Here is a 23,022-nt window from a genome sequence, read left to right as displayed (position 1 = left end):
TTCCTTGATGATCTGATCTAGACAAAGTATAAACCAGCCTAATAGTTGAGTAAACTACTCGGATAAATGTCGGCTGATGGCAGCTTCAATGCCATCCGCATCCAGCCCGCATGTACTTAGCATGGCGGCGTGATCGCCGTGCTCAATGAAAGTGTCGGGTAAGCCCAGTTGCACCAGTCGCGTTGTCAATTCCAGACGCCGCATGCATTCGCTCACCGCACTACCGGCACCGCCCATGACTGCATTCTCTTCCAGTGTGATCAGCAGCTCATGGTTTTGTGCCAATTGCCGGAGCAACTCTTCGTCCAGCGGTTTAATGAAACGCATGTCGACGACGCTGGCATCAAGCCGGGCGGCGGCGGTCAAGGCCGGCGAGACCATGCTGCCGAATGCCAGCAATGCAACGCGCCGTCCCTGACGGCGCAAGATGCCTTTGCCGACCGGCAAGGCATGCATAGTGGTTTCGATCACAGCGCCTGGCCCGGTACCGCGCGGGTAGCGGACTGCGGCAGGGCCATCCAGCGTCATTGCGGTATACAGCATCTGGCGGCATTCGTTTTCATCTGAAGGCGCCATCAAAGTCAGATTGGGGACGCAGCGCAGATAGCTCAAATCGAAGCTGCCGGCATGGGTCGGCCCATCTGCCCCTACCAGCCCGGCACGATCAATTGCCAGCACCACGGGCAGGTTTTGCAGGGCGATGTCATGGATGAGTTGATCGTAGGCGCGCTGCAAAAAAGTCGAGTAGATTGCGACCACCGGCTTATAACCGTCACAGGCCAGGCCGGCAGCGAAAGTCAGCGCGTGTTGCTCGGCTATGCCGACATCGAAGTAGCGGTCAGGATATTTCTCGGAAAAGCGCACCAGCCCCGAACCCTCGCGCATGGCTGGGGTAATGCCGATCAGGCGCGGTTCGGCTGCCGCCATGTCGCATAACCAGTCACTGAATATTTGCGTGTAGGTTGGTTTGGAAGCGGTTTTTTCAACGATGCCAATGTCGGACTCAAACCGGCTGACGCCGTGATACAGGCAGGGGTTATCCTCGGCCGGCGTATAGCCTTTACCCTTGCGGGTAACAATATGCAGAAATTGCGGGCCATCCAGGCGCCGGATATTGGTCAGCGTTTCCACCAGTACATCCAGATCATGGCCGTCGATGGGCCCGATGTAGTTGAAACCGAATTCTTCAAACAGGGTGCCCGGGGTGACCATGCCTTTGACATGTTCTTCAGTGCGACGCGCCAGTTCCAGCATGGGCGGTAATTTACCCAGGGTTTTTTTTCCGGCACGGCGTGCAGCGGCGTAAAAACGCCCGGACATGAGCCGGGCCAGATAATTGTTGAGCGCGCCGACATTGGGCGAGATCGACATGTCATTGTCGTTCAGTATGACCAAAAGATTGGCGTCAATATCACCCGCATTATTCAGCGCTTCGAACGCCATGCCGGCGGTCATCGCGCCGTCGCCGATGATGGCGACGGAACGGCGCTCCAGCCCGGCGCGTTTGGCGGCCACCGCCATGCCCAGCGCCGCAGAAATCGAGGTGCTGGAATGGCCGGTGCCAAAAGTGTCGAAGGGACTCTCGTCGCGCTTCGGGAAACCTGCAATGCCGCCACTTTTACGTAGTCCGCTCATGGCTTCGCGCCGCCCGGTGAGGATTTTGTGCGAATAACTCTGGTGACCTACGTCCCACACCAGACGGTCATCCGGGGTGTTGAATACGTAATGCAGGGCGATCGTGAGCTCCACCGCCCCCATATTGGAAGCGAGATGCCCCCCGGTTTGCGCCACACTGTGCAGGATGAAGGCACGCAATTCTGCGGCCAGCGGTTCCAGCTGTTCCCGGCTGAGTTCACGCAGATCGACAGGTGTGGCAATGCTGTCCAGCAGCGGATAAGCGGGAGTCAAAATTGTCTCTGCACAATAAAGTCGGCCAGTTCGCGCAGGCGTTGCGCCGAATCGAATCCTGCCAGCGAGTCCAGCGCGTCCTTGTGCAGTTCGGCAGCAAATGTTTTGGCGCGCGCACTGCCCATCAGGGTCACATAAGTCGGCTTGTTGTTTTCGGCATCTTTGCCGGCGGTTTTACCCAGCGTGGCGGTGGGCGCCTCTGCGTCGAGAATGTCGTCGACAACCTGGAAGGCTAGGCCGACGCATTTGGCATAATGATCAAGTTTGGCTAATGCGGCGTCGTCCAGCGCATTGCCGCAATAGGTGCCCAGCAGCACTGACGCGCGAATCAGTGCGCCGGTTTTGTGGATGTGCATGAATTCCAGCTCGGGCAGGGTAAGCGTCTGCCCGACACTGGCCAGATCGATGGCCTGGCCGCCAGCCATGCCGCACGATCCGGCCGCATTGGCAAGCAGTTCCACCATCTCCAGCTGACGCTCAGGTGTATCCGATAAGGTGTGCGTAGTGAGCAGTTCAAACGCCAGGCTTTGCAGGCTGTCACCTGCCAGCAGTGCGGTAGCTTCCCCGTACTCAACGTGGCAGGTGGGCTTGCCGCGACGCAGCATATCATTGTCCATGCAAGGCAAGTCGTCATGGACCAGCGAATAGGCATGGATCAGTTCCACTGCACTGGCCGCGATCTCTACGCGTGCCGGATCCGCACCCACTACTTCACCCGCCGCAAATGCGAGGAGCGGCCGCACACGCTTGCCGCCCCCCAGCGTTGCATAATGCATGGCGGCATGCAGGGCTGGCGGTGCGTGCTGAGGATCAGGCAGCAGCCGCGACAAGGTCGTTTCGATACGTGCCTGCAGATTGCCGGACCAGGCCAGAAAATCAGGACTCATTCGCGCCATCTGCCGAAGTAAAAGGTTTCAGCATGCCATTTTCGAGTACCTGCACCTGTTGTTGTGCGTCGGCCAGCGCCTGCTGACAGAATTGCAGCAGTTCGGCGCCGCGTTGATAGGCGGCAAGTGATTGCTGCAAAGCCAACTGGCCGGATTCCATGTCGGCGACGATGCGCTCTAACTCCGCCATGGCGGCTTCAAAGCTCTGTGGCTGGGTTGAGGACTTGCGTGTCATTACAGTGAAGAGGGGGCAAAGGCGGAAATCTTACCGAATTATTGCGCTCAAAGCTATTATTGGCGATAATTCGCGGCTTTGTTTTCATTTGCGTTACAGGGATATCGAGCGGCGGTCACTCAGCTTGATTATCCGTGTCCATGGGCCTGGTCCAGGGTATTCCGAATCTTAAATATGTCCGATTTGGCCGTCAGCACTACGTTGACTCACACCTCCCCCCAGCTGCCAATCAGCTGGTATTTCGATGCCCAGGTTTATGCACTTGAGCAAAAGTATCTGTTCGCGCGTGCCCCGGGATACATCGGCCATGCCCTGATGGTGCCGAATCCGGGCGATTATCAGGTACTGGAAACCACTCATAATGCGGCCATGCTGGTGCATAACGTCCACGGCGTGGAGATGCTGTCCAATATTTGCCGTCACCGCCAGGCCATGATGTATGAAGGCCGCGGCCATCGCAAAAGCATCGTTTGTCCGTTGCATCGCTGGACTTATGATATGGAAGGCCGGCTGCTGGGTGCGCCGCATTTCCATGGCAATCCCTGTCTTAATTTGGGCAAGACGCCCCTGCAAAACTGGAACGGCCTGCTGTTCAACGGCCAACGTGATGTGGCGCGCGATTTGGCCAGGCTGGGCGTACTGCAAGACCTGGATTTTGACGGCTATATGCTCGACCGCGTGATGGTCGAGGATTACGACTTTAACTGGAAGACTTTCATCGAAGTTTATCTCGAGGATTACCACGTCGAGCCTTTTCACCCCGGGTTGGGAAATTTTGTCACTTGTGCTGACCTCAAGTGGGAGTATGGCGACTGGTATAGCGTACAGACCGTCGGCGTGGCGCGGGGTCTGGGCAAGCCGGGCACGCCTGTGTATCAAAAATGGCAGGAACAGGTGCTGCAATACAATGCCGGCCAGGCACCGCATCAGGGCGCGATCTGGCTGACTTATTATCCGAATATCATGGTGGAGTGGTACCCGCACGTACTGGTTATCAGCACCATCATGCCTACCGGTATCGAATCCTGCCGCAATGTGGTGGAGTTTTATTACCCGGAAGATATCGCGCTGTTCGAGCGTGAATTTGTAGAGGCCGAACAGGCTGCCTATAACGAGACTGCGCTTGAAGACGATGAGATTTGTCGGCGCATGCATCAGGGACGTCGTGAGCTCTATCGGCTAGGGCGCGACGAGGCGGGGCCATATCAATCGCCCATGGAGGACGGCATGGTGCATTTCCATGAATTTATCCGGCGCGAGATTACACCGTATCTGAGCGAGTGAAATCCACCTGGATGCTGGTGGCGGGTTTGCTGTTCGCCATCATGGGCGTGCTGGTCAAACTTGCTTCGAGCCAGTTTTCCAGTGCCGAACTGGTGTTTTACCGGTCCCTGTTTGGTCTGGTAATGATTTACTGGGTGGTCCGCCGCCGTCATCCACATCTCTCGCGGCCATTCTCCACCCAACATTTGCGAGCTCACCTGGTGCGCAGTATTTCAGGTTTTGTCGCACTACTCTTGTTTTTCCACGCGATTGATGTGTTGCCGTTGGCAACGGCTGTAACGCTCAACTACACATCACCCCTGTTTCTGGCGTTATTGCTCACCCTATGGCAGGCTGAAAAACCGCACTGGCCCCTGGTGGCGGGCGTGACGCTGGGGTTTTGCGGGGTGGTGTTGCTGTTGCGCCCAAGTCTTGAAGGTGCGCAATTGAGCGCTGGCCTGATGGGATTGGCGTCGGGTTTCCTGGCGGGCGTAGCATATTTGAATTTGCGTGTTTTGAGCCGTATGGGTGAACCGGACTGGCGTACGGTATTTTATTTTACGCTGGTGTCCACGCTGGGTGCTGGCGCATGGGCGACCTGGAATGGCTGGCACGCGGTCAATGCACACGCAGCCTTGTTGTTGCTCGGCCTGGGAATGACCGCCACGCTGGCGCAACTTGCTTTGACGCGCGCATATCGTCTGGGCAATGCCTTGGTAGTGGGCAGTCTGGCCTATAGCACTGTAATTTTTGCCAGCCTGTTCGGCATGCTGTTATGGCATGAAATTTTACCGCTGCAGGCATGGCTGGGTATGGGGCTTATTGTGATCAGCGGGCTGGTGAGTGTGCGTACAGTTGGGGCGAAATAAATCCGGAGTGCACAGTTTTGATGCGCAGCAGTCATAATGAAATTTCACTAACAATATGTTATTTAACAATAAATAACTTGGCATCGGATTTGCTTAATGTTAATCGAAGCATGTGTTTACGAGTTAATGCATGTTTCATCTTCATCCTCCATGCGGTATTTCGGGCGTCTTCGGACGCCCGCTTTTTTTGCCTGTCACACGCAACTCCCCTATAGTTGTCCAAACCATCAACAACAATACCGGGAATACTCATGATCAATATCTCAATCGCTGGTAACACCATTCGTGCTGCCGTACTGGGCGAGTTCACGCTGGCCGACTACCATGAATTCGAACAGGCAATCCTGGCCGGGCTGAAGCTTGATGGAAAAGTCAATCTGCTACTGGATTTGCGCGATATGCTCAAATTTACCGTGGATGTGGCGTGGGAAGAAATCAGCTTTGGGCGTGCCCACGCAGCCGATTTTTCCCGTGTGGCCGTCGTGGCTCAACAGCAATGGGTGATCTGGAGTACCTGGGTCTCGCGCATGTTTGTCGATGCGCAAACCCAGGTTTTCGAAGATTCTGAACAGGCGGAAAACTGGCTCAAAGCCTGACAATAATATTCATATGGGTATTCGGCTCGATTTTAAGCGCCGATTTCATTGTTGGTCTCTCGCCGGCAGGTTGTTTCTCATGGAATCGCATGCGGCATTGAAAAACACCTGAATAACCAGTACAATGCGCGGTTTCCCTTGCCCCACCGCCAACGCACGGGGGGCTTTAACCCAGAAGGAGTTTGCATGCGTCATTATGAAATCGTATTTATTGTGCACCCGGATCAGAGCGAGCAAGTGCCCGCGATGATCGAGCGCTATCGCGGCCAGATTGCAGCACGCAATGGACTGGTTCATCGTCTGGAAGACTGGGGCCGCCGTCAGATGGCTTATCCAATCCAGAAGGTACACAAAGCCCACTACGTGTTGATGAACATCGAGTGCGACCAGGAAACGCTGGACGAGCTTGAGCATGGCTTCAAGTTCAATGACGCAGTGTTGCGCCATCTGACGGTGCGCATGGATGAGGCGGTGATCGCTCCTTCGCCAATGATGAAGGAGGAAAAATCGCGCTCCCTGACCCAACCCGTTGAAGCCAAGCCTGAGCAGGCTGCTCCGGCAGTCCTGGCAGAGTCAGCCGCGCCAGCTGCCTGAATGTTTGGAAACCAATAGGCTGATACTGACCGGTATCGTTGCTGAAGCCGAAGCGCTGCGTTATACCCCGGCCGGGGTACCCTTGGTAAGCTTGCGTATTCGCCATGAATCACAACAGGTAGAAGCAGGTGTAACGCGCCGGGTAAATGTAGAGATGGCGGCAGTCGCAATGGGGGAGATGGCGCAAAGCATCAGTGCGCTTCCCGGTGGTGACTACATCAGTGTAGAAGGTTTTCTGGCCAGGAAAAGCCCGCAGAGTAATCAGATCGTGCTGCATATTTGCAGCTTAAAAACAATTTAGATAGGAGTGCATCATGCCTCGTCCAACCAATAGCAAAAACACCAAACGCCGGGAAGGTTCCCGCCAGCTGTTCAAACGCCGCAAGTTCTGCCGCTTTACCGTTGAAGGTATCAAGTGGGTCGACTACAAGGACGTGGAAATCCTGAAGGATTTTGTCGCTGAAAACGGCAAGATTATCCCGGCCCGCATCACCGGCACCAAGACCCGCTACCAGCGTCAGCTATCCACCGCCATCAAGCGCGCCCGCTTCCTGGCGCTGATGCCTTACACCGACCTGCATTAAGGAGACCGCCATGCAAATTATTCTGATGGAAAAAGTGGTCAACCTGGGCACCCTGGGCGATGTGGTCAAGGTCAAGGACGGTTACGCGCGTAATTTTCTGATCCCGCAAGGCAAGGCCAAGCGCGCCACCAGCGCCAACCTCAAGCACTTTGAAGAAAAACGCGCCGAGCTGGAGAAAGCCCATGCGGCCACATTGGTTACAGCCCAGGCCCGTGCCGGGAAACTGGCCGGCTTCATGCTGCAAATTTCGCAGAAGGCCGGTATGGATGGTCGCTTGTTCGGCTCCGTAACCAATGCGGATATTGCTGACGCGCTCAATGCGCAGGGCTTCGAAGTGGCCAAGGCTGAAGTGCGCATGCCGACGGGTCCGCTCAAGGCGATCGGCGATTTCCCCATCAGCATCGCGATGCATGCTGACGTGGTGGCCGAGATTACCGTTTCGGTGCTGGGCGAACACTAAGCCGGTTTCATAACCGCATGAAAAGGGGCTGAGTACAGCCCCTTTTTTATTGGATTTTCACTCTGCCGCCCGAGACGCGTTAAAATGGCATTCCGCCTCCAGGCGTTGCCCCATTAAAACCCAAACATGGCCACATTCCAGAATACTGCTGATCCCGAACTTGCCGCGCTCAAGATGCCGCCGCATTCCGTTGAGGCAGAGCAGTCTGTGTTGGGCGGATTGTTGCTGGAAAACCATGCATGGGATCGTATTGCCGACGTCATCAGCCAGAATGATTTTTATCGCCATGATCACAAGCTGATCTATCGCATGATCACCAAACTGATCGAGCAGGGCAAGCCTGCCGATGTGGTGACTGTGGCCGAATTGCTGGAAAATCATGGCGAACTTTCCAACGTGGGTGGACTGGCCTATCTGGTCGCACTGGCGCAAAACACACCGTCCGCCGCCAATATTCGCCGCTACGCCGAGATTGTGCGCGAGCGCGGGGTGATGCGAAAACTGGTGGAGGTCGGCACCGATATTGCCGAGTCTGCCTACAATCCGGCCGGCCGTTCAGCCAATGATCTGCTCGATCAGGCAGAGGCCAAAGTGTTCGATATCGCCGAATCCGGTGCGCGCAGCCAGCAGGGGTTTCTCGAAATCAAGCCCTTGCTCACGGAAGTGGTGGAGCGTATCGATGAACTGTTTAGCCGGGATAATCAGAGTGATGTCACCGGCATACCCACCGGTTTTGCCGATCTCGATCAGAAAACGGCGGGCCTGCAACCGGGCGATCTGATTATCGTCGCGGGCCGCCCGTCCATGGGGAAGACGGCGTTCTCGATCAACATGGGCGAGAATGTGGCCATTGAGAGCGGTTTGCCGGTGGCGATTTTTTCCATGGAAATGGGTGGGGCGCAGCTGGTGATGCGCATGCTGGGCTCCATCGGCCGCCTCGACCAGCACAAGATTCGTACCGGACGCCTGCAGGACGACGACTGGCAAAAGCTGACTTACGCGGTGGGCAAGCTGAACGAGGCACCGATTTTTATCGATGAAACGCCGGCTTTGAACGCCCTCGAACTGCGCGCGCGCGCGCGCCGTCTGCATCGGCAATGCGGCAAGCTGGGGATGATTATCATCGATTACCTGCAATTGATGTCCAGCGTCAGTAGCGGTGAAAACCGCGCCACCGAAATTTCCGAAATCTCACGCTCGCTCAAGGCGCTGGCGAAAGAATTGCAGGTGCCGGTGATTGCCTTGTCCCAGCTCAACCGTTCGCTGGAGCAGCGCCCCAACAAGCGCCCGGTGATGTCCGACCTGCGGGAATCCGGCGCCATCGAGCAGGACGCCGACGTGATCCTGTTCATCTATCGGGATGAAGTCTATAACCCTGACAGCCAGGACAAAGGCAGCGCCGAGATCATTATCGGCAAGCAGCGAAATGGCCCGATCGGTACCGTGCGCCTGACTTTCATGGGCGAGCATACGCGTTTCGAGAACTACGCCAGTGGCGGCGGTAACTATTAATATCTAAGCGTACCTAATGTCGCGCCCGATTCTCGCCCAAATTCATCCTGCCGCACTCAAAAATAATCTGGCAGTGGCACGCCGTCATGCGGGCACTGCCCGCATCATGGCTGCGGTCAAGGCGAACGGTTACGGTCATGGCTTGCGCCGGGTGGCGCAGGCTTTGCGGGATGCGGATGGCTTGGCAGTCGTGTCGCTGGAAGAAGCCATCATTTTGCGCGATACGGGATGGGGCAAGCCCATTTTGCTGCTGGAAGGCATGTTTGAGGCAGGCGAGCTGGCCGAATGCATTGCACAGCGCATTACCCTTGTTGTCCATCACGCCGAGCAAATCGCCATGCTGGAACAGGCTCGTGTGGTCAGCCCGTTGCCGGTATTCCTCAATCTGAACAGCGGCATGAACCGGCTCGGTTTCAAACCGCCGGATTTCCATGCGGCGCTGTCACGGCTTATTGCCTGTCCCAATGTCGGTGGCATCACCCTGATGAGCCATTTTGCGACGGCGGATGAAGCCGTCGGTGTGATCGACCAACTCGAAGTGATTCAAGCGGTATTCGCTAACCTCAATCACCCGGTCAGTCTCGCCAATTCGGCTGCCTTGCTGCGTTACCAGGCTACCCGGTGCGATTGGGTGCGCCCCGGCATCATGTTGTATGGAGCGTCGCCATTTGTTGAAGAAGATGCGCGCGCGCTCGATCTGCAACCGGCGATGACTTTGTCGAGCCGTATTATTGCTGTACAGACTTTGGCACCCGGAGATGCCGTTGGCTATGGCGCCAGCTTTATCGCGGACCGGCCGATGCGCGTCGGTATCGTGGCGTGCGGTTATGCCGACGGTTATCCGCGACACGCCGCCACGGGGACGCCAATTCTGGTGAATGGTCAGCTTACGCGTACACTGGGACGCGTCTCCATGGACATGCTGTGCACTGATCTGACTGACCTGCCTGGCGCAAATGTCGATACGCCTGTGGTGCTGTGGGGAAAGGGCCTGCCAGTGGAGGCAGTCGCCACGGCGGCGGGTACGGTCAGCTATGAGTTGCTGTGCGCTGTGGCGCAACGCGTACCAATCAGCGAGGCGTGACATGCAGACACCCGAACAGTCCTTGCTGGGAAAACCTGCCTGCTATCAGGCTGAATACGATGCGTCGCTGTTGTTTCCCATCCCGCGTCAGGACAAGCGCAACGAGATCGGCATCCGCGGCACGCTGCCATTTTTCGGTGCGGATATCTGGAACGCCTACGAAGTTTCCTGGCTCAACCAGCGCGGCAAACCGCAAGTTGCCATTGCAACGTTCATTATTCCCGCCGAGTCGCCCAATATCATCGAGTCCAAATCGTTCAAGCTGTATCTGAATAGCTACAACCAGACCCGCCTGGACGGTACCGACACCCTGCTGGCACGTTTGAAGGCCGATGTGTCGGCAGCCGTGGGCGCGCCGGTGCAGGTGCGCCTGGCCCTGCCCGATATGTTTGGCAAAGTAGCCTTTGCAGAACTGGAAGGTTTGTCTCTGGACCGTCTGGATATCGAGGTGGACAGTTACGCGCCTGACCCGGCGTTGCTGCGTGCGTCCCAGGATGCCGAACCGGTCGAGGAAACACTGGTATCCAACCTGCTCAAATCCAACTGTCTGGTCACCGGCCAGCCGGACTGGGGCAGCGTACAAATCCACTATGTGGGCGCACCGATAGAGCAAGCCGACTTGCTACGGTATCTGATCGGATTCCGTACCCATAATGAATTTCACGAGCAATGCGTGGAGCGCATTTTCATGGACATACTGCGCCAGTGCAAACCGCTCAAACTGGCTGTCTACGCGCGTTACACGCGACGGGGCGGTCTGGATATCAATCCGTGGCGCAGCAATATCAGCGGTAGCCCGTCGCCGCTCAACCTGCGCTGCGCACGTCAATAAACCCGGAGCAAGCAGCACCCCCCGCCCTCTGCGTGGTTAGGCTATTTTCAGGAGTGCCGGCTGGGCTGGGCGCGCTGGTATTGTACCGGCCAATCCAGCTTGACGCCGAGCACTGCGGCTGCGTGCAGCGGCCAGTACGGGTCGCGCAACAACTCGCGCGCGAGCAGGACCACATCCGCAAGTCCCGTGGCGACGATCTGCTCCGCCTGCTCGGGCGCGGTAATCAGCCCCACTGTGCCGACGGCGATACCGGCCTGGTTGCGGATTGCGGTGGCAAAGGGGGTCTGAAAGCCGGGCGCGACGGGGATTTTGGCGTATGGAACCAGAGCGCCGGAGGAACAATCGATCAGGTCAATGCCGATGGCTTTGAGCCAGTGCGCGAGCTGAATGGATTGCGCCAGATCCCAGCCGCCTTCTACCCAGTCGGTGGCCGAGATGCGCACAAAGAGCGGTAAATGTTGCGGCCATGCCGCGCGTACCGCACGGGCTACTTGGAGTGGAAAGCGGGCGCGATTTTCCAGCGATCCGCCGTATTCATCGTTGCGCTGGTTGCTGAGCGGAGACAGAAATTCGTGCAGCAAATAGCCATGCGCAAAATGCAACTCGACTACTTCGAAGCCGGCTTCCAGACTGCGCTGGGCAGCTTCCACAAACTGCGCGCAAATGACATCGAGTTGTGCCGGACTCAGCTCGGCAGGCGTGGGTGAGGCAGGAGAAAACGCTATTGCGCTGGGCGCCACCACCGGCCATGCGCCGGTTTCCGGGGTAAGCGCGCCACCCCCCAGCCAGGGCGCTTCGGCAGACGCTTTGCGCCCTGCGTGGGCAAGCTGTATGGCGGGTACTGCGCCGTGTTCCTTGATGAATTGGGCGATGGGTGCCAGCGCCCGCGCATGTTGTTCCGACCACAACCCCATGTCGCCGGGAGAAATCCGTCCTTCCGGCGTGACCGCCGTTGCTTCGACCATCACCAGCGCCGCGCCGCCTATGGCACGCGAACCCAGATGCACCAGATGCCAGTTGTTGGCAAGGCCGTCAATGGCCGAATACTGGCACATGGGCGAGACAAAAATCCGGTTCTTGAATTCCAGGTCACGTAGCTTGAATGGTGAAAAAAGCGTACTCATTTAAGATTCCTAATGATTTTTCCAGAGAGGTGAATGGCCGTTTGTCAGCCTGTAAGTAGCAGACCTTCTTCCAGTGGGGCGGTTCACTATGATCCAGGTTGCTTCAACATCAGAGGCAGGTTCTAGCTTTATTGGATGGTTTTTTGACGCACTCCTTTTGTTGGTTTTCGCGCAGTTTCCAGACTATAATGACCATTATTATCATAATGGTCATTATGGAGAACAGCCATGATTACCGAAACCAGCGCAGTCGCATTCCGCCAGAATCTGGGCGATATGCTCAACCAGGTGCAGTACCGTAACGATAGCATCCTCATCAACAAGGACGGCAAGCCTGTCGCCGCCCTGGTCGATGCGCGGCTGTTTGCGCGCATTCGCCGCATGCAAAACCGCTTTGATGATTTAAGTGCGCGTTTGGCTGCGGGGTTCGCTGCCGTGCCCGAGGAACAAGGCATCGCGGAAATCGAAGCCGCTGTGCAGGCTATACGCGGCGAACCAACATAAGTGCGCGTTGTACTCGATACCAACGTCCTGCTATCAGGACTGGCCTACCCGCACAGCCTGCCCGGCAGGATTGTAGCCGCATGGCAGCATGGTTCGCTCGAAGTTGTGCTCAGCCATTACATCCTCAATGAACTGACGCTTGTGTTGCCCAAGCTGGCACACCGGCATGGTCTGAATGCCCAGGAAATAGCCGACTTGGTCGATATTCTCGCCTTCCAGGCGGACCTCGTCGAACCCGATAACCACCTGGAACCACGCCTGACCGACCCGATGGATCAGCCCGTCCTGAACACCTGGCGAGCCGCCCAGGCTGATTACCTGCTGACCGGGGACAAAGCCCTGCTAGCCCTGGGAAATGAATACCCCCTCATCACCCCCGCGCAGTTCTGGCAAGTGCATGGGTAAAAATGCGGGTGTCCCGGGTGGATTTTCTCGTGTATTGGGCTGGGGGAATGCGGACAAATTTTTTAATGAGGCGGTATATCGAGTACGACCACATTATTACGCACAATTATTACGCATTATTAGATCCATTATTACTCCCGGCCTTGGTGGCGAAGAGTAAGGCATTGGCAGTGAACAGTTTACCGGGTCGAACATGGCTCAGGCGGTGCAATCCACCGGGTACAAGTCGCCATCAGTCAGCAAGACGGCGTGCGTGTCGGCGTTGCGACTGATGATGACGCAGTACTTATTTGGTGTTTTCTGACCCGACATCTGCGGGCGTATCCGCAGTGTCATCTGCCGCCGGTTCTTCATTTTTCTGTGCTTTTTCCTTCAGCTTGTCTTCTTTCTTCTTTTTCTTGGCGAGTTCTTTTTGACGCTTTTCGTATTGATAGTTGGGTTTGGCCAATTTGATTTCCTGTCTGTCAGTGGTTGAAAAAATGCGTCTTAGCTTGTCTTGCAGGGTGGTATGGATGATGCCGCAACATCTCCGACAAAGCACTCGATCACGCGCCGTCCATCGCCGGTTAAAAACATGCCCACATCGAACTCGGACACGGCACGGGCGAGTTGGTGCTCAAAGTTGTTACTATCCGCCACATTTTCGTAGATTTCCATCCAGGTGGATGGATCGTCGCGGCGTTTCAGCAGGCGTCCGCTGATATTGCTGCGACAAGCCAAGCGCGCCTGCATGGCGCGTATCTGGGTTTCAGTCTCGGCGTCGTCGTCTTTCACCCGGTAGTAAATGTAATAGTGGTTCACGCCAGTGCGTAGGGCAGCGGTTCGATCGCCAGGCGCGCGCCATCGAGCGACTTGAGGTGGATGGGATGGGCGTCGGCGCTGCTGATCTGGATTACCGCCAGCGCGTCCCAGCCGCTGCTAGGGGCGGGTTGGGCATTGACAATCATGCCGCTGGCCTGGCCTTCCATATCGGCACTGTAGAGTTCGTCACCGGGCGCAGCGGGACTGTCGCTGTGCACCAGATACATGCGGCGCTTGAGCTTGCCCAGGTATTGGGTGCGGGCGACGATTTCCTGGCCGGTGTAGCAGCCTTTCTGAAAATTGACGCTGTTGGTGAGGTCGAAGTTGACCATCTGCGGGACGAACTGCTCCTGCGTGGCGGGCAGGATGGTGGGAATGCCGGCACGGATTTCCAGCCACTGCCAGACGGGATAATCGATCCGGCTGGCGTCGCGGCTCAAAGTTTCATTGAGCGCGGCGGATTCGGGTGTGGTGATGATCTGGTAGCGCTCGGCAGCCAGGCGAATCACGCTGCCCGCCGGAGTGTGCACCACGCCCATATCAGTGGGTGGCAACGCACCCAGTGTAGTTTCGATCAGCTGGGTGGCCCGTTTACCCGCTATGCCGATGCGGACGACCTCGGGACGGGCGTCGCGAGTTTTGACCTTGGAGCGCAGGATGAACATGGACAGGCGCTTCTGGATGGTCTCCTGCAAATCACCGGCAAGCTGCATGTAGGTCGCGTCGCCCTGATTCCACAGCAGGAAACTGGCCATCAGCCGTCCTTTGGGCGAACAGAAACCGCTGTACTGCGCTGCGCCAGCAGCGAGTTTGCGCACGTCATTGGTGAGCTGGCCTTGCAGATAGGTGGCGGTGTCCTCGCCGCTGAAAGCGATCAAGCCGAGCGGTGCGAGGTCGGCGAAAACTGCGCCGGTTTGCAGGGTGTCGAGGATATTTTGGGTCATGGTGTGCTATGAAATTGGAATCCGAATGCGCTTATTCTACAATCATCGCCATGAACTTGCCGCCTTTACGCATTAATGTGCATTTATCGCGCCACCTGATGGCGATATTGATCGCCATGCATAGTGTGGCTGGATGGGCCGTTTGGTGGGCATTTCCGGAAGGCTGGATACGTATATCGGGTAGCTTGGTGCTGCTGGCCAGCCTTGCTTATAATCTGGCACAGCTCGGGCACCGGCGCTTTACCGGATTGGAACTGGATGCGGATAACAGCTTTCGGCTATGCCGCGCGGAGGTCTGGCAGACGGCGCAACTACTCGATGCCTTCGTGACGCCGTTGCTGACGGTAATCCGCCTGCGCCTGGAGAATGGCAGGACCGGTGTGGTGACGCTGTTGCCTGATAATTTGGCGGAGGATGATTTCCGTCGTCTGCGTATCCGCCTGAAATGGGGCATGACCGAAGACGGTGTTTAGCACTGCCCGGCCATCATGCATGTGGATCAGAAATTCGCGTCGCACGCGCCCGGACAAATCCGCCCCGGTTTTGGATTCAGAACCGTGTTGCCGGTAATGGGCAGCATGTCCGGGTAATCGCGGCTAAAGTGCAGCCCCCGTGATTCGCGTCGCAGCTGTGCGGAACGCACGATCAGATCGGCAGTCAGCACCAGGTTGCGCAATTCAATCAGGTCATTGCTGACGCGAAAATTGCGATAATACTCGCTGATTTCTTCATTCAGCAGGCGGATTCGGCTGGCGGCTCGCGCCAGGCGTTTGTTGGTGCGTACGATGCCCACATAATCCCACATGAAACGGCGCAACTCGTCCCAGTTATGTGACAGGACGATTTCTTCGTCGGCGTCAGTGACGCGGCTTTCGTCCCATTCGGGGATGTTGGATGGCGGTGCGCCAGCACTCGCCAGAATATCTTTGGCGGCGGCGTGGCCAAATACCAGGCATTCCAGCAGCGAGTTGCTGGCCAGCCGGTTTGCGCCATGCAGCCCGGTGCAGGCGACTTCGCCAACCGCATACAGTCCGGTGAGGTCGGTTCGTGCGGCCAGATCGGTGACGATGCCGCCGCAAGTGTAATGTGCGGCAGGCACCACCGGGATCGGTTCGCGCGTGATATCGATACCCAGGGCACGGCAGCGTTCGTAAATGGTCGGGAAGTGCTCGAGAATGAACTCTGCCGGTTTGTGCGTAATGTCCAGATAGACGCTATCAAGGCCGCGTTTTTTCATCTCGAAGTCAATTGCCCGCGCTACGATGTCGCGCGGGGCCAGCTCGGCGCGCGGGTCATGCGTGGCCATGAAGCGCGTACCGTCATGCAGTTTGAGCTGGCCGCCTTCACCCCGTACCGCTTCGGTAATCAGGAAGGATTTCGCATGGGGGTGATACAGGCAGGTGGGATGGAACTGGATAAATTCCATATTCGCCACCCGGCATCCCGCGCGCCAGCCCATGGCAATGCCGTCGCCAGTGGCCACATCCGGGTTGGTGGTGTACAGGTAAACCTTGCCTGCACCGCCGGTTGTCAATACGGTATGGCTGGCGGCGAAAGTCTTGATCTGGCCACTGATATTGTCCAGTGCGTAAACGCCATAGCAGGTGTGATCATCCTGCCCGAGTTTGTCACCGGTGATCAGGTCAATGGCGATGTGGTGCTCGAGTAGCGTAATGTTGGGATTGTTGCGGATCTGGGTGCACAGGGTTTTTTGCACCGCGCGGCCGGTGGCATCGGCCGCATGAATGATGCGGCGCGTACTGTGGCCACCCTCCCGGGTGAGATGAAATCCGGTTGAACTGGTGGCATCGGCCGTAAACGGCACGCCCATTTCCACCAGCCAGCGTATCGCTGCATGGCCATTCTCCACCACGAAACGCACTGTTTCCTCATCGCATAAGCCTGCACCCGCGATCAAGGTGTCGCGGATATGTGCCTCCACCGAGTCGTCATCGGCGAGTACTGCGGCGATACCGCCTTGCGCCCAGGCACTGGCTGAATCCTGCAGGGTTTTTTTGGTCAGCAGGACCACCTGGCGCTGCTGCGCCAGGTGCAGTGCTGTGGTCAGTGCAGCCAGGCCACTGCCGATGATGAGTACGTCGGTGCGCTCCATATTGACCTGCAAGGTATTGGGTGCGGCAAGAATAGCAGAGCGTTCCATGGCTGAATACCCATTCCCGGCATTGTCATGGAACTTCGCCATACATCGCACTGTCTGTCACGCACTATAAGGCATGCCGGTGCAGTATTGCCTTGGCCGCAGGTATACTACGGCATACAACAGGAATCAGGGATGAAGATTCACGATGAGTGATCGCGATGTCGATCAATTACTAGTCGAGCGGGTACAACGCGGTGACAAGCGCGCTTTCGATTTGCTGGTGATTAAATACGAGCGGCGTCTGGCGCGGCTGCTGTCGCGCTTCGTGCGCGATGCGGCGGAGGTCGAGGATATCTCGCAAGAGGCGTTTATCAAGGCCTATCGTGCGCTGCCCGCGTTTCGCGGCGAATCGGCTTTTTACACGTGGTTATACCGGATCGGTATCAATACCGCGAAAAATTATCTGGTGTCGCGCGGACGGCGTGCGCCCACCTCCACCGAGTTCGATGCCGAAGAAGCGGAAGGTTTTGAAGATGCCGATGGTTTGCGTGATCTCAATACGCCGGAGAACGAACTTCTCTCCAAAGAAGTTGCCCAAGAAGTGAATGCAGCGATGGCGGATTTGCCGGAGGATTTACGCACAGCGATTTCGCTGCGCGAGATGGAAGGGATGAGCTACGAAGAGATCGCCGAGATCATGGGTTGTCCGATTGGTACGGTGCGATCCCGGATTTTCCGTGCGCGTGAGGCAATTGCAACGCGTCTGCGCCCAATTTTGGGCACCAGCAAAGATACAAGATGGTAAGGAGTAACGACATGCGAAATTCTGCAATATCCACCCACACTCATGAAAGCAGTCCCCTTGCTGAAGATACGACGCTGTCCGCGCTTGCCGATGGCGAACTGGATCATCAGGAAACCGTGCGTATCCTCGAAACGATGAGTCATGGTGAGGACTGGCGCGCGCGCTGGCAGAGCTATCATGTGATCGGCGACTGCCTGCGCAGCACCCCTCCGCTAAAATCCGATCTGGCTACGCGGATCAGCCTGTTGCTGGCGGATGAACCCACGATCCTGGCCCCGCGCCGTTCACTTCTGACCCGTTTCGGGATGCCCGCAGCGGCCTCGCTCGCCGCCGTAATGCTGGTCGCCTGGGGGGCCGTCAATTTGATGCAAAACGGCAGCCAGTCATTTTCCGGTAGTCAGTTGGCTTCAATCAGTCCGGTTCATTCTTTGGCTAAAGCGCCGGATGACATGCACGATTATATGACGGCGCATCGTGATTTTTCCCCAGGCGCGATGCTGGCTGACGCCTCGTTTGAAGTGCCGGCGGATCCTGCCCGATGAGATGGTGGTTGATGTGGCTGTGGCTGGCGGCGATGCCGCTGGCCAATGCCGCAGGCGCTACCTATCCAGGTGATCTGGTTGCCTGGTTGAACCAGGTAGCGGCCGCCGCAGAGCGGCTGGATTACACCGGAACCTTCGTATACCAGCATGGCTCCACAGTGGAGGTTTCCAAAATTTCTCATCGTGTTGACAATGGTGTCGAGATGGCCAAGATCGATGTGCTTTCCGGCCCGCCGCACGCGTTTGTAAGTGTCAATGACGATGTGTACTGTTACATACCTGATGGCGATCGGGTCAAGGTGGAGAAGCGCGAACGTCATAAGTTTTTCCCCGCGCTATTGCCGGTACAGGCCTCGACGCTGGCGCAACAATATGTATTGAAGCCGCTGGGTCATGCCATGGTTGCCGGACACGATAGCGTCGGGGTCATGCTTGTGCCCAAGGACGAATACCGTTTTGGCTATGTATTGTGGGCAGATGCCGCTACTGGATTGCTGTTGAAAGCCCAGCCGCTTGATGCCGATAATCGGCCCTCCGGACAGTTCTTGTTTACCCAGGTGAGCATCGGCAGTGCCCCGCGTGAGACGTTCAAATCCGGTTTTGATGACAAGAAAACCGTGCGTGTAGCCAATGAGGATACCTATGGGTTGACCGATTGGCGTGTCAAACAATTGCCTGCCGGATTTGCCAAGGTAATGGAAGGACGGCGCATGTTGCCCGGCAAGAAAACCCCGGTGGTGCAGCTGGTCTATTCGGATGGTCTGGCTACCGTATCACTGTTTATCGAACCCTATGCGAACCTGGTCAATCCGATGCGCGGGCTATCCACCCGCAGTCTGCTGAATGTGTACGCAAGGCCGGTAGGTAAATACCAGGTTACTGCGTTAGGCGAAGTACCCTCCGAAACTGTGATACAGATGGCAGATAGCCTGGTCCACGAAAACGACAGCAAATGATCGAAACCCAAGCCAGAATCCTGGAAATTGAAGCGGGCGCGGCATTGGTAGAGCCAATGGAGCCATCCGGTTGTTCAGCATGCGGCGGTACCAAGGGTGGCGGTTGCGGTGCGGATCGCATTGGTCAGGTGTTTACCCTGCGCAGTAAAAATTACCGGGTGCTCGATCCGCGTGGCAGCAAAGTGGGCGAGGCCGTGGTGATTGGCGTGGCCGACGGTGCGGTGTTGCGCGGATCGGGTGCAGTGTATTTGCTGCCGCTACTGCTGGTTTTTGCAGGTGCGCTGTTGGCGAGCCACTTCGCGCCATTGGCAAACAGCGATGTCTGGTCGATCGCCGGGGCAGCAACTGGTTTTGTAATGGGTACGTTCTGGCTGTTGTGGTTTAGCCGCAGGGCCGCACGCGATGCGCGTTTTCAGCCTGTCATCCTGCGTGCGGTAAATGAAAACACATTTGTATTAAAGGAACTTGGATCATGAAAAAAGTGGTTTGGGTATGGGCATTATGGTTAATGCTGGCGAGCTTTGCATGGGCGCGTGATTTGCCTGATTTCACCGGGCTGGTGCAGAAATATGGTCCCACTGTGGTCAACATTACCAGTACGCAGCTGGTTAAGTCCGGTGGTCAGGGGCAGACCATGTCCGAGCAGGACATGCTCGAGTTTTTCCGCCGCTTCATGCCTCCCGGGTCTGTTCCCGATGGCGCGATGCCCTCACCCCAGCAGCCGCAAGCGTCTAGCGAGGTGCCGGTACGCAGCAGTGGCTCGGGTTTCATCATTAGCCCGGACGGCTACATTCTTACCAATGCGCATGTGGTCGATGGTGCGGACGAGGTGACGGTCAAGCTGACCGACCGGCGCGAGTTCCGGGCCAAGGTAATCGGCGCAGATCAGAGAAGTGATGTGGCGCTGATCAAGATCAACGCCACCAATCTCCCGCAAGTGGTGATCGGCAAGCCGGATCAAATCAAGGTGGGTGAATGGGTGATTGCGATTGGTTCACCCTTCGGGTTCGAAAATTCAGTTACGGCGGGTATCGTCAGCGCGACGGGCCGCGCATTGCCCAATGACAACTACGTCCCTTTCATCCAGACGGATGCAGCTGTCAACCCTGGAAATTCCGGCGGCCCGCTGTTCAACATGAATGGCGAAGTGATCGGCATCAACTCGGAGATTCTGTCGCGTTCGGGCGGTTACATGGGGCTGTCATTCGCCATCCCCATCGATGTGGCCATGCAGGTCGCCGATCAGCTCAAGATGCAGGGGAAAGTCAGCCGTGGGCGCCTGGGTGTGGTGATTCAGGAGGTGAATGCTGGTAACGCCGATGCATTCGGGTTGCCCAAACCTGCCGGGGCGCTGGTGTCCGGTGTGGAAAAAGACAGTCCAGCCGAAAAAGCCGGGGTGAAGGTGGGAGACGTGATTCTCAAGTTTGGCGGCAAGGCCATCAATAGCTCGTTCGATTTGCCGCGTCTGGTCGCGGCTACAAAGCCGGGAAGCAAAGTAGACATTGAATTGTGGCGAAATCGTGCGCTCAAGCGTATTGACGTCACCGTGGGCGCACTTCCTGATGCGAAGACGACCGCCTCCGGCAAGCCGGTCAAAGGTTCGAAGCTGCCGAATAAAATAGGATTGGTACTCGCGGATATTAATAAGGATCAACAGCATGCGCTTGGCGTGAGTCATGGTGTCCAGGTGGTAGAATCGCGAGGTGTGGCAGCGCGTGCCGGTATCCAGCCAGGTGATGTGATTCTGGCGGTAAGCAATGCGCCGGTACATAATGCCGTTCAATTTGACCAGTTGCTAAAAGGAATTGGTGCGAACAAGCGTGTGGCCCTGTTGGTCAAGCGCGGACAGGACACGGTGTACATTCCCTTGCGTATGCCATGAGCCAGACCGTATTGACGGTCTATCTGCGCCGCTACTGCCATTTGTGCGATGACCTGTTGGCAGCATTGGCGCCATACAAATCTCAACTGGATTTTACTGTGCAGGAAGTTGACATTGACCTGGATCCCGCTCTGGAGGCCCGTTTTGGCACGTTGATCCCTGTGCTGACCGGGCCTGACGGGGTGGAAATCTGCCATTATTTTCTGGACGCGGCTGCGCTTGCTGATTGTTTGGGGAAAATCCGTTAAAATTCACGGCTGTTGAGCATTCCAGGCACACGCGGTGTGCCTTTTTTATTGATTGTGTTGATGAAAAACATCCGTAATTTTTCCATTATTGCCCATATCGATCACGGTAAATCCACCCTGGCGGATCGTATCATCCAGCTTTGCGGCGGGCTGGCTGCACGTGAAATGGAGGCGCAAGTGCTCGACTCCATGGATCTGGAGCGAGAGCGCGGTATTACCATCAAGGCGCAGACTGCGGCGCTGGAATACAAGGCGCGCGACGGCCAGGTGTATCAGCTGCATCTGATCGATACCCCCGGCCACGTCGACTTTTCCTATGAGGTGAGCCGCTCGTTGTCGGCGTGCGAAGGGGCGCTGCTGGTGGTGGATGCCTCGCAGGGCGTGGAAGCGCAAACCGTGGCCAACTGCTATACCGCGACCGAGCTGGGAGTGGAAGTGGTGCCGGTGCTGAACAAGATTGACCTGCCTGCCGCCGAGCCGGATCGGGTGATCCAGGAAATTGAGGACATTATCGGCATCGACGCGCACGACGCGGTGCGCGCCTCGGCCAAGACCGGGCTGGGCGTGGAAGACATACTTGAAGCGGTGATTGCGAAAATCCCGCCGCCGCAAGGTGATCCGGAAGCACCGCTGAAAGCGCTGATCATCGACTCATGGTTCGATAATTATGTCGGCGTAGTGATGCTGGTGCGGGTAGTGGACGGTATGTTGCGCCCCAAGGAAAAAATTCGCCTGATGGCTGCGGGTTCGGTCCATCTCACCGAACAGGTGGGCGTCTTTACGCCCAAGGCAAAGCAGCGCACCCAGCTATCTGCCGGGGAAGTCGGTTTCATTATCGCCGGTATCAAGGAACTGAAGGCTGCCAAGGTCGGCGATACGGTGACGCTGGATGCCCGGCCCGCCGCAGAGCCATTGCCCGGTTTCAAGGAAATCAAGCCGCAAGTGTTCGCTGGACTGTATCCAGTGGAATCGCACGATTATGACTCGCTGCGCGACGCGCTGGAAAAGCTCAAGCTTAATGATGCCTCGCTGCAATACGAGCCGGAAGTATCACAGGCGCTGGGTTTCGGTTTCCGCTGTGGCTTTCTTGGCCTGCTGCATATGGAAATCGTGCAGGAGCGGTTGGAACGCGAATACGATATGGATCTGATTACCACCGCGCCCACGGTAATCTACCAGGTGGTATTGAAAGACAGCAGCGTGATCCACATCGAGAACCCGTCCAAGCTGCCTGACCTGTCCAGCATTGAGGAAATCCGCGAGCCGATTATTACCGCCACCATCCTGGTGCCGGAGGAATATCTGGGCAACGTGATGACGCTGTGCACGCAGAAGCGTGGTGCGCAGACCAATATGCAGTACATGGGGCGGCAGGTCATGCTCAATTACGACATGCCGATGAACGAAGTGGTGATGGATTTTTTCGACCGGCTCAAGTCAGCCACGCGCGGTTATGCTTCGCTCGATTATGATTTCAAGGAATTCCGCGCAGCCGATCTGGTCAAGCTCGATATTCTGGTAAATAGTGAGAAGGTCGATGCGCTGTCGCTGATCGTGCATCGTGCCACCAGCCAGTACAAAGGTCGCGAGCTGGCGTCCAAAATGCGTGAACTCATCCCGCGCCAGATGTTCGACGTTGCCATTCAGGCCGCCATCGGTGCGCAGATCATCGCACGTGAAAACGTCAAGGCGCTGCGCAAGAACGTGCTGGCCAAGTGCTACGGTGGTGATATCAGCCGCAAGCGCAAGTTGCTGGAAAAGCAGAAGGCAGGCAAGAAACGCATGAAACAAGTGGGTAATGTGGAAATCCCGCAGGAAGCCTTTCTGGCGATTCTGCAAGTTGGGGATAAATAGGCTTCATTCATCAATCAAGCTGTAAGGGAGCA

General features: G+C 56.8%; 28 protein-coding genes. 20 read left to right on the top strand and 8 right to left on the bottom strand.

Going from position 1 to position 23,022, the window contains the following annotated elements; all coding sequences use genetic code 11:
- Positions 1-54: 54 nt before the first annotated feature.
- Genes dxs through ACYCZJ_RS08115 form a run of 3 tightly spaced genes read right to left on the bottom strand, consistent with a single transcriptional unit; the run spans position 55 to position 3,030 of the window.
- Complete coding sequence (gene dxs, locus ACYCZJ_RS08125; protein ID WP_461553728.1) at positions 55-1,908, bottom strand: 1-deoxy-D-xylulose-5-phosphate synthase; 1,854 nt, start codon at positions 1,906-1,908, stop codon at positions 55-57.
- On the bottom strand, positions 1,905-2,795 hold the full coding sequence (locus tag ACYCZJ_RS08120) for a polyprenyl synthetase family protein (RefSeq protein ID WP_461553727.1): 891 nt from the start codon (positions 2,793-2,795) through the stop codon (positions 1,905-1,907). Before ACYCZJ_RS08120 ends, dxs begins: the two co-directional genes overlap by 4 nt.
- Entirely contained in the window at positions 2,785-3,030 is a 246-nt protein-coding gene (locus ACYCZJ_RS08115; protein ID WP_461553726.1) for an exodeoxyribonuclease VII small subunit, read from the bottom strand. The genes ACYCZJ_RS08120 and ACYCZJ_RS08115 overlap by 11 nt, the downstream gene beginning before the upstream one ends.
- 174 nt (positions 3,031-3,204) lie before the next feature.
- Here ACYCZJ_RS08115 and ACYCZJ_RS08110 point away from each other — a divergent pair, with 174 nt between their 5' ends.
- The 10 genes from ACYCZJ_RS08110 (at position 3,205) to queF (ending at position 10,824) form a co-directional block, all read left to right on the top strand.
- The gene (locus ACYCZJ_RS08110) at positions 3,205-4,314 is read left to right on the top strand and encodes an aromatic ring-hydroxylating oxygenase subunit alpha (RefSeq protein WP_461553725.1); all 1,110 of its coding nucleotides are present in this window, start codon (positions 3,205-3,207) and stop codon (positions 4,312-4,314) included.
- Complete coding sequence (locus ACYCZJ_RS08105) at positions 4,311-5,162, top strand: DMT family transporter (RefSeq protein WP_461553724.1); 852 nt, start codon at positions 4,311-4,313, stop codon at positions 5,160-5,162. The genes ACYCZJ_RS08110 and ACYCZJ_RS08105 overlap by 4 nt, the downstream gene beginning before the upstream one ends.
- Positions 5,163-5,413: 251 nt before the next feature.
- A complete protein-coding gene (locus tag ACYCZJ_RS08100; protein WP_461553723.1) occupies positions 5,414-5,758 on the top strand; it encodes a SpoIIAA family protein in 345 nt (114 codons plus the stop codon).
- A gap of 186 nt (positions 5,759-5,944) precedes the next feature.
- Positions 5,945-6,352, top strand: coding sequence for a 30S ribosomal protein S6 (rpsF, locus tag ACYCZJ_RS08095; RefSeq protein ID WP_461553722.1), 408 nt, complete (start codon positions 5,945-5,947; stop codon positions 6,350-6,352).
- 4 nt (positions 6,353-6,356) lie between these two features.
- Positions 6,357-6,653 (top strand): primosomal replication protein N, encoded by a 297-nt coding sequence (gene priB, locus ACYCZJ_RS08090; RefSeq protein ID WP_461553721.1) that lies wholly within the window; start codon positions 6,357-6,359, stop codon positions 6,651-6,653.
- Positions 6,654-6,666: 13 nt separating this feature from the next.
- Positions 6,667-6,936, top strand: a complete 270-nt coding sequence (rpsR, locus tag ACYCZJ_RS08085; protein WP_124704950.1) for a 30S ribosomal protein S18 — start codon at positions 6,667-6,669, stop codon at positions 6,934-6,936.
- A 10-nt stretch (positions 6,937-6,946) separates the two neighbouring features.
- Positions 6,947-7,396: a 50S ribosomal protein L9 gene (rplI, locus tag ACYCZJ_RS08080; RefSeq protein WP_461553720.1), complete on the top strand. Its 450-nt coding sequence runs from the start codon at positions 6,947-6,949 to the stop codon at positions 7,394-7,396.
- Positions 7,397-7,522: 126 nt separating this feature from the next.
- The gene (locus ACYCZJ_RS08075; protein ID WP_461553719.1) at positions 7,523-8,908 is read left to right on the top strand and encodes a replicative DNA helicase; all 1,386 of its coding nucleotides are present in this window, start codon (positions 7,523-7,525) and stop codon (positions 8,906-8,908) included.
- Between the two features lie 16 nt (positions 8,909-8,924).
- The gene (gene alr, locus ACYCZJ_RS08070; protein ID WP_461553718.1) at positions 8,925-9,992 is read left to right on the top strand and encodes an alanine racemase; all 1,068 of its coding nucleotides are present in this window, start codon (positions 8,925-8,927) and stop codon (positions 9,990-9,992) included.
- 1 nt (position 9,993) lies between these two features.
- Positions 9,994-10,824, top strand: coding sequence for an NADPH-dependent 7-cyano-7-deazaguanine reductase QueF (gene queF / locus ACYCZJ_RS08065; protein ID WP_461553717.1), 831 nt, complete (start codon positions 9,994-9,996; stop codon positions 10,822-10,824).
- 47 nt (positions 10,825-10,871) lie between these two features.
- Here the strand turns inward: queF and ACYCZJ_RS08060 are convergent, their stop codons facing one another.
- Entirely contained in the window at positions 10,872-11,948 is a 1,077-nt protein-coding gene (locus ACYCZJ_RS08060) for an NADH:flavin oxidoreductase/NADH oxidase (RefSeq protein ID WP_461553716.1), read from the bottom strand.
- A 228-nt stretch (positions 11,949-12,176) separates the two neighbouring features.
- Here ACYCZJ_RS08060 and ACYCZJ_RS08055 point away from each other — a divergent pair, with 228 nt between their 5' ends.
- Both ACYCZJ_RS08055 and ACYCZJ_RS08050 read left to right on the top strand, forming a co-directional pair.
- Positions 12,177-12,452 carry a type II toxin-antitoxin system prevent-host-death family antitoxin gene (locus ACYCZJ_RS08055; protein ID WP_461553715.1) on the top strand — a complete coding sequence of 92 codons (276 nt, stop codon included), beginning with the start codon at positions 12,177-12,179 and terminating at the stop codon, positions 12,450-12,452.
- Positions 12,453-12,857: a putative toxin-antitoxin system toxin component, PIN family gene (locus ACYCZJ_RS08050; protein WP_461553714.1), complete on the top strand. Its 405-nt coding sequence runs from the start codon at positions 12,453-12,455 to the stop codon at positions 12,855-12,857.
- 286 nt (positions 12,858-13,143) lie between these two features.
- Here the strand turns inward: ACYCZJ_RS08050 and ACYCZJ_RS08045 are convergent, their stop codons facing one another.
- Genes ACYCZJ_RS08045 through ygfZ form a run of 3 tightly spaced genes read right to left on the bottom strand, consistent with a single transcriptional unit; the run spans position 13,144 to position 14,602 of the window.
- Entirely contained in the window at positions 13,144-13,305 is a 162-nt protein-coding gene (locus ACYCZJ_RS08045) for a hypothetical protein (RefSeq protein WP_461553713.1), read from the bottom strand.
- Between the two features lie 38 nt (positions 13,306-13,343).
- Positions 13,344-13,658, bottom strand: coding sequence for a DUF4936 family protein (locus ACYCZJ_RS08040; RefSeq protein ID WP_461553712.1), 315 nt, complete (start codon positions 13,656-13,658; stop codon positions 13,344-13,346).
- Positions 13,655-14,602: a CAF17-like 4Fe-4S cluster assembly/insertion protein YgfZ gene (gene ygfZ / locus ACYCZJ_RS08035; protein ID WP_461553711.1), complete on the bottom strand. Its 948-nt coding sequence runs from the start codon at positions 14,600-14,602 to the stop codon at positions 13,655-13,657. The genes ACYCZJ_RS08040 and ygfZ overlap by 4 nt, the downstream gene beginning before the upstream one ends.
- Before the next feature lie 8 nt (positions 14,603-14,610).
- On the opposite strand from ygfZ, the gene ACYCZJ_RS08030 reads away from it, so the two are divergent.
- Positions 14,611-15,075, top strand: a complete 465-nt coding sequence (locus tag ACYCZJ_RS08030) for a protein YgfX (RefSeq protein ID WP_461553710.1) — start codon at positions 14,611-14,613, stop codon at positions 15,073-15,075.
- A gap of 26 nt (positions 15,076-15,101) precedes the next feature.
- On the opposite strand, the gene nadB is transcribed toward ACYCZJ_RS08030, so the two are convergent.
- Complete coding sequence (gene nadB, locus ACYCZJ_RS08025; protein ID WP_461553773.1) at positions 15,102-16,715, bottom strand: L-aspartate oxidase; 1,614 nt, start codon at positions 16,713-16,715, stop codon at positions 15,102-15,104.
- Positions 16,716-16,908: 193 nt separating this feature from the next.
- On the opposite strand from nadB, the gene rpoE reads away from it, so the two are divergent.
- The 7 genes from rpoE to lepA are packed head-to-tail and all read left to right on the top strand — an operon-like array spanning position 16,909 to position 22,990.
- Entirely contained in the window at positions 16,909-17,508 is a 600-nt protein-coding gene (gene rpoE / locus ACYCZJ_RS08020) for an RNA polymerase sigma factor RpoE (RefSeq protein WP_461553709.1), read from the top strand.
- Between the two features lie 11 nt (positions 17,509-17,519).
- Positions 17,520-18,050, top strand: a complete 531-nt coding sequence (locus ACYCZJ_RS08015) for a sigma-E factor negative regulatory protein (RefSeq protein ID WP_461553708.1) — start codon at positions 17,520-17,522, stop codon at positions 18,048-18,050.
- Positions 18,047-19,006: a MucB/RseB C-terminal domain-containing protein gene (locus ACYCZJ_RS08010; protein WP_461553707.1), complete on the top strand. Its 960-nt coding sequence runs from the start codon at positions 18,047-18,049 to the stop codon at positions 19,004-19,006. Before ACYCZJ_RS08015 ends, ACYCZJ_RS08010 begins: the two co-directional genes overlap by 4 nt.
- Positions 19,003-19,482, top strand: a complete 480-nt coding sequence (locus tag ACYCZJ_RS08005) for a SoxR reducing system RseC family protein (RefSeq protein WP_461553706.1) — start codon at positions 19,003-19,005, stop codon at positions 19,480-19,482. The genes ACYCZJ_RS08010 and ACYCZJ_RS08005 overlap by 4 nt, the downstream gene beginning before the upstream one ends.
- Positions 19,479-20,888, top strand: a complete 1,410-nt coding sequence (locus ACYCZJ_RS08000; RefSeq protein WP_461553705.1) for a DegQ family serine endoprotease — start codon at positions 19,479-19,481, stop codon at positions 20,886-20,888. Before ACYCZJ_RS08005 ends, ACYCZJ_RS08000 begins: the two co-directional genes overlap by 4 nt.
- Positions 20,885-21,136 carry a glutaredoxin family protein gene (locus ACYCZJ_RS07995; protein ID WP_461553704.1) on the top strand — a complete coding sequence of 84 codons (252 nt, stop codon included), beginning with the start codon at positions 20,885-20,887 and terminating at the stop codon, positions 21,134-21,136. The genes ACYCZJ_RS08000 and ACYCZJ_RS07995 overlap by 4 nt, the downstream gene beginning before the upstream one ends.
- Before the next feature lie 57 nt (positions 21,137-21,193).
- Positions 21,194-22,990 carry a translation elongation factor 4 gene (gene lepA, locus ACYCZJ_RS07990; RefSeq protein ID WP_461553772.1) on the top strand — a complete coding sequence of 599 codons (1,797 nt, stop codon included), beginning with the start codon at positions 21,194-21,196 and terminating at the stop codon, positions 22,988-22,990.
- Positions 22,991-23,022: the final 32 nt, after the last annotated feature.

This window comes from Sulfuriferula sp. (genome assembly GCF_054605375.1).
Note: the sequence above shows the minus strand (reverse complement) of the source record. Positions and strands in the feature narration are given on the sequence as shown.

Bases quoted from the DNA above. Each gene is read 5' to 3' on its own strand.
- ACYCZJ_RS08120 (WP_461553727.1), bottom strand. From the start codon at position 2,795: ATGAGTCCTGATTTTCTGGCCTGGTCCGGCAATCTGCAGGCACGTATC.
- ACYCZJ_RS08115 (WP_461553726.1), bottom strand. From the start codon at position 3,030: ATGACACGCAAGTCCTCAACCCAGCCACAGAGCTTTGAAGCCGCCATG.
- ACYCZJ_RS08110 (WP_461553725.1), top strand. From the start codon at position 3,205: ATGTCCGATTTGGCCGTCAGCACTACGTTGACTCACACCTCCCCCCAG.
- ACYCZJ_RS08100 (WP_461553723.1), top strand. From the start codon at position 5,414: ATGATCAATATCTCAATCGCTGGTAACACCATTCGTGCTGCCGTACTG.
- rpsF (WP_461553722.1), top strand. From the start codon at position 5,945: ATGCGTCATTATGAAATCGTATTTATTGTGCACCCGGATCAGAGCGAG.
- rpsR (WP_124704950.1), top strand. From the start codon at position 6,667: ATGCCTCGTCCAACCAATAGCAAAAACACCAAACGCCGGGAAGGTTCC.
- rplI (WP_461553720.1), top strand. From the start codon at position 6,947: ATGCAAATTATTCTGATGGAAAAAGTGGTCAACCTGGGCACCCTGGGC.
- ACYCZJ_RS08075 (WP_461553719.1), top strand. From the start codon at position 7,523: ATGGCCACATTCCAGAATACTGCTGATCCCGAACTTGCCGCGCTCAAG.
- alr (WP_461553718.1), top strand. From the start codon at position 8,925: ATGTCGCGCCCGATTCTCGCCCAAATTCATCCTGCCGCACTCAAAAAT.
- queF (WP_461553717.1), top strand. From the start codon at position 9,994: ATGCAGACACCCGAACAGTCCTTGCTGGGAAAACCTGCCTGCTATCAG.
- ACYCZJ_RS08060 (WP_461553716.1), bottom strand. From the start codon at position 11,948: ATGAGTACGCTTTTTTCACCATTCAAGCTACGTGACCTGGAATTCAAG.
- ACYCZJ_RS08055 (WP_461553715.1), top strand. From the start codon at position 12,177: ATGATTACCGAAACCAGCGCAGTCGCATTCCGCCAGAATCTGGGCGAT.
- ygfZ (WP_461553711.1), bottom strand. From the start codon at position 14,602: ATGACCCAAAATATCCTCGACACCCTGCAAACCGGCGCAGTTTTCGCC.
- ACYCZJ_RS08030 (WP_461553710.1), top strand. From the start codon at position 14,611: ATGAAATTGGAATCCGAATGCGCTTATTCTACAATCATCGCCATGAAC.
- nadB (WP_461553773.1), bottom strand. From the start codon at position 16,715: ATGGAGCGCACCGACGTACTCATCATCGGCAGTGGCCTGGCTGCACTG.
- rpoE (WP_461553709.1), top strand. From the start codon at position 16,909: ATGAGTGATCGCGATGTCGATCAATTACTAGTCGAGCGGGTACAACGC.
- ACYCZJ_RS08015 (WP_461553708.1), top strand. From the start codon at position 17,520: ATGCGAAATTCTGCAATATCCACCCACACTCATGAAAGCAGTCCCCTT.
- ACYCZJ_RS08010 (WP_461553707.1), top strand. From the start codon at position 18,047: ATGAGATGGTGGTTGATGTGGCTGTGGCTGGCGGCGATGCCGCTGGCC.
- ACYCZJ_RS08005 (WP_461553706.1), top strand. From the start codon at position 19,003: ATGATCGAAACCCAAGCCAGAATCCTGGAAATTGAAGCGGGCGCGGCA.
- ACYCZJ_RS08000 (WP_461553705.1), top strand. From the start codon at position 19,479: ATGAAAAAAGTGGTTTGGGTATGGGCATTATGGTTAATGCTGGCGAGC.
- ACYCZJ_RS07995 (WP_461553704.1), top strand. From the start codon at position 20,885: ATGAGCCAGACCGTATTGACGGTCTATCTGCGCCGCTACTGCCATTTG.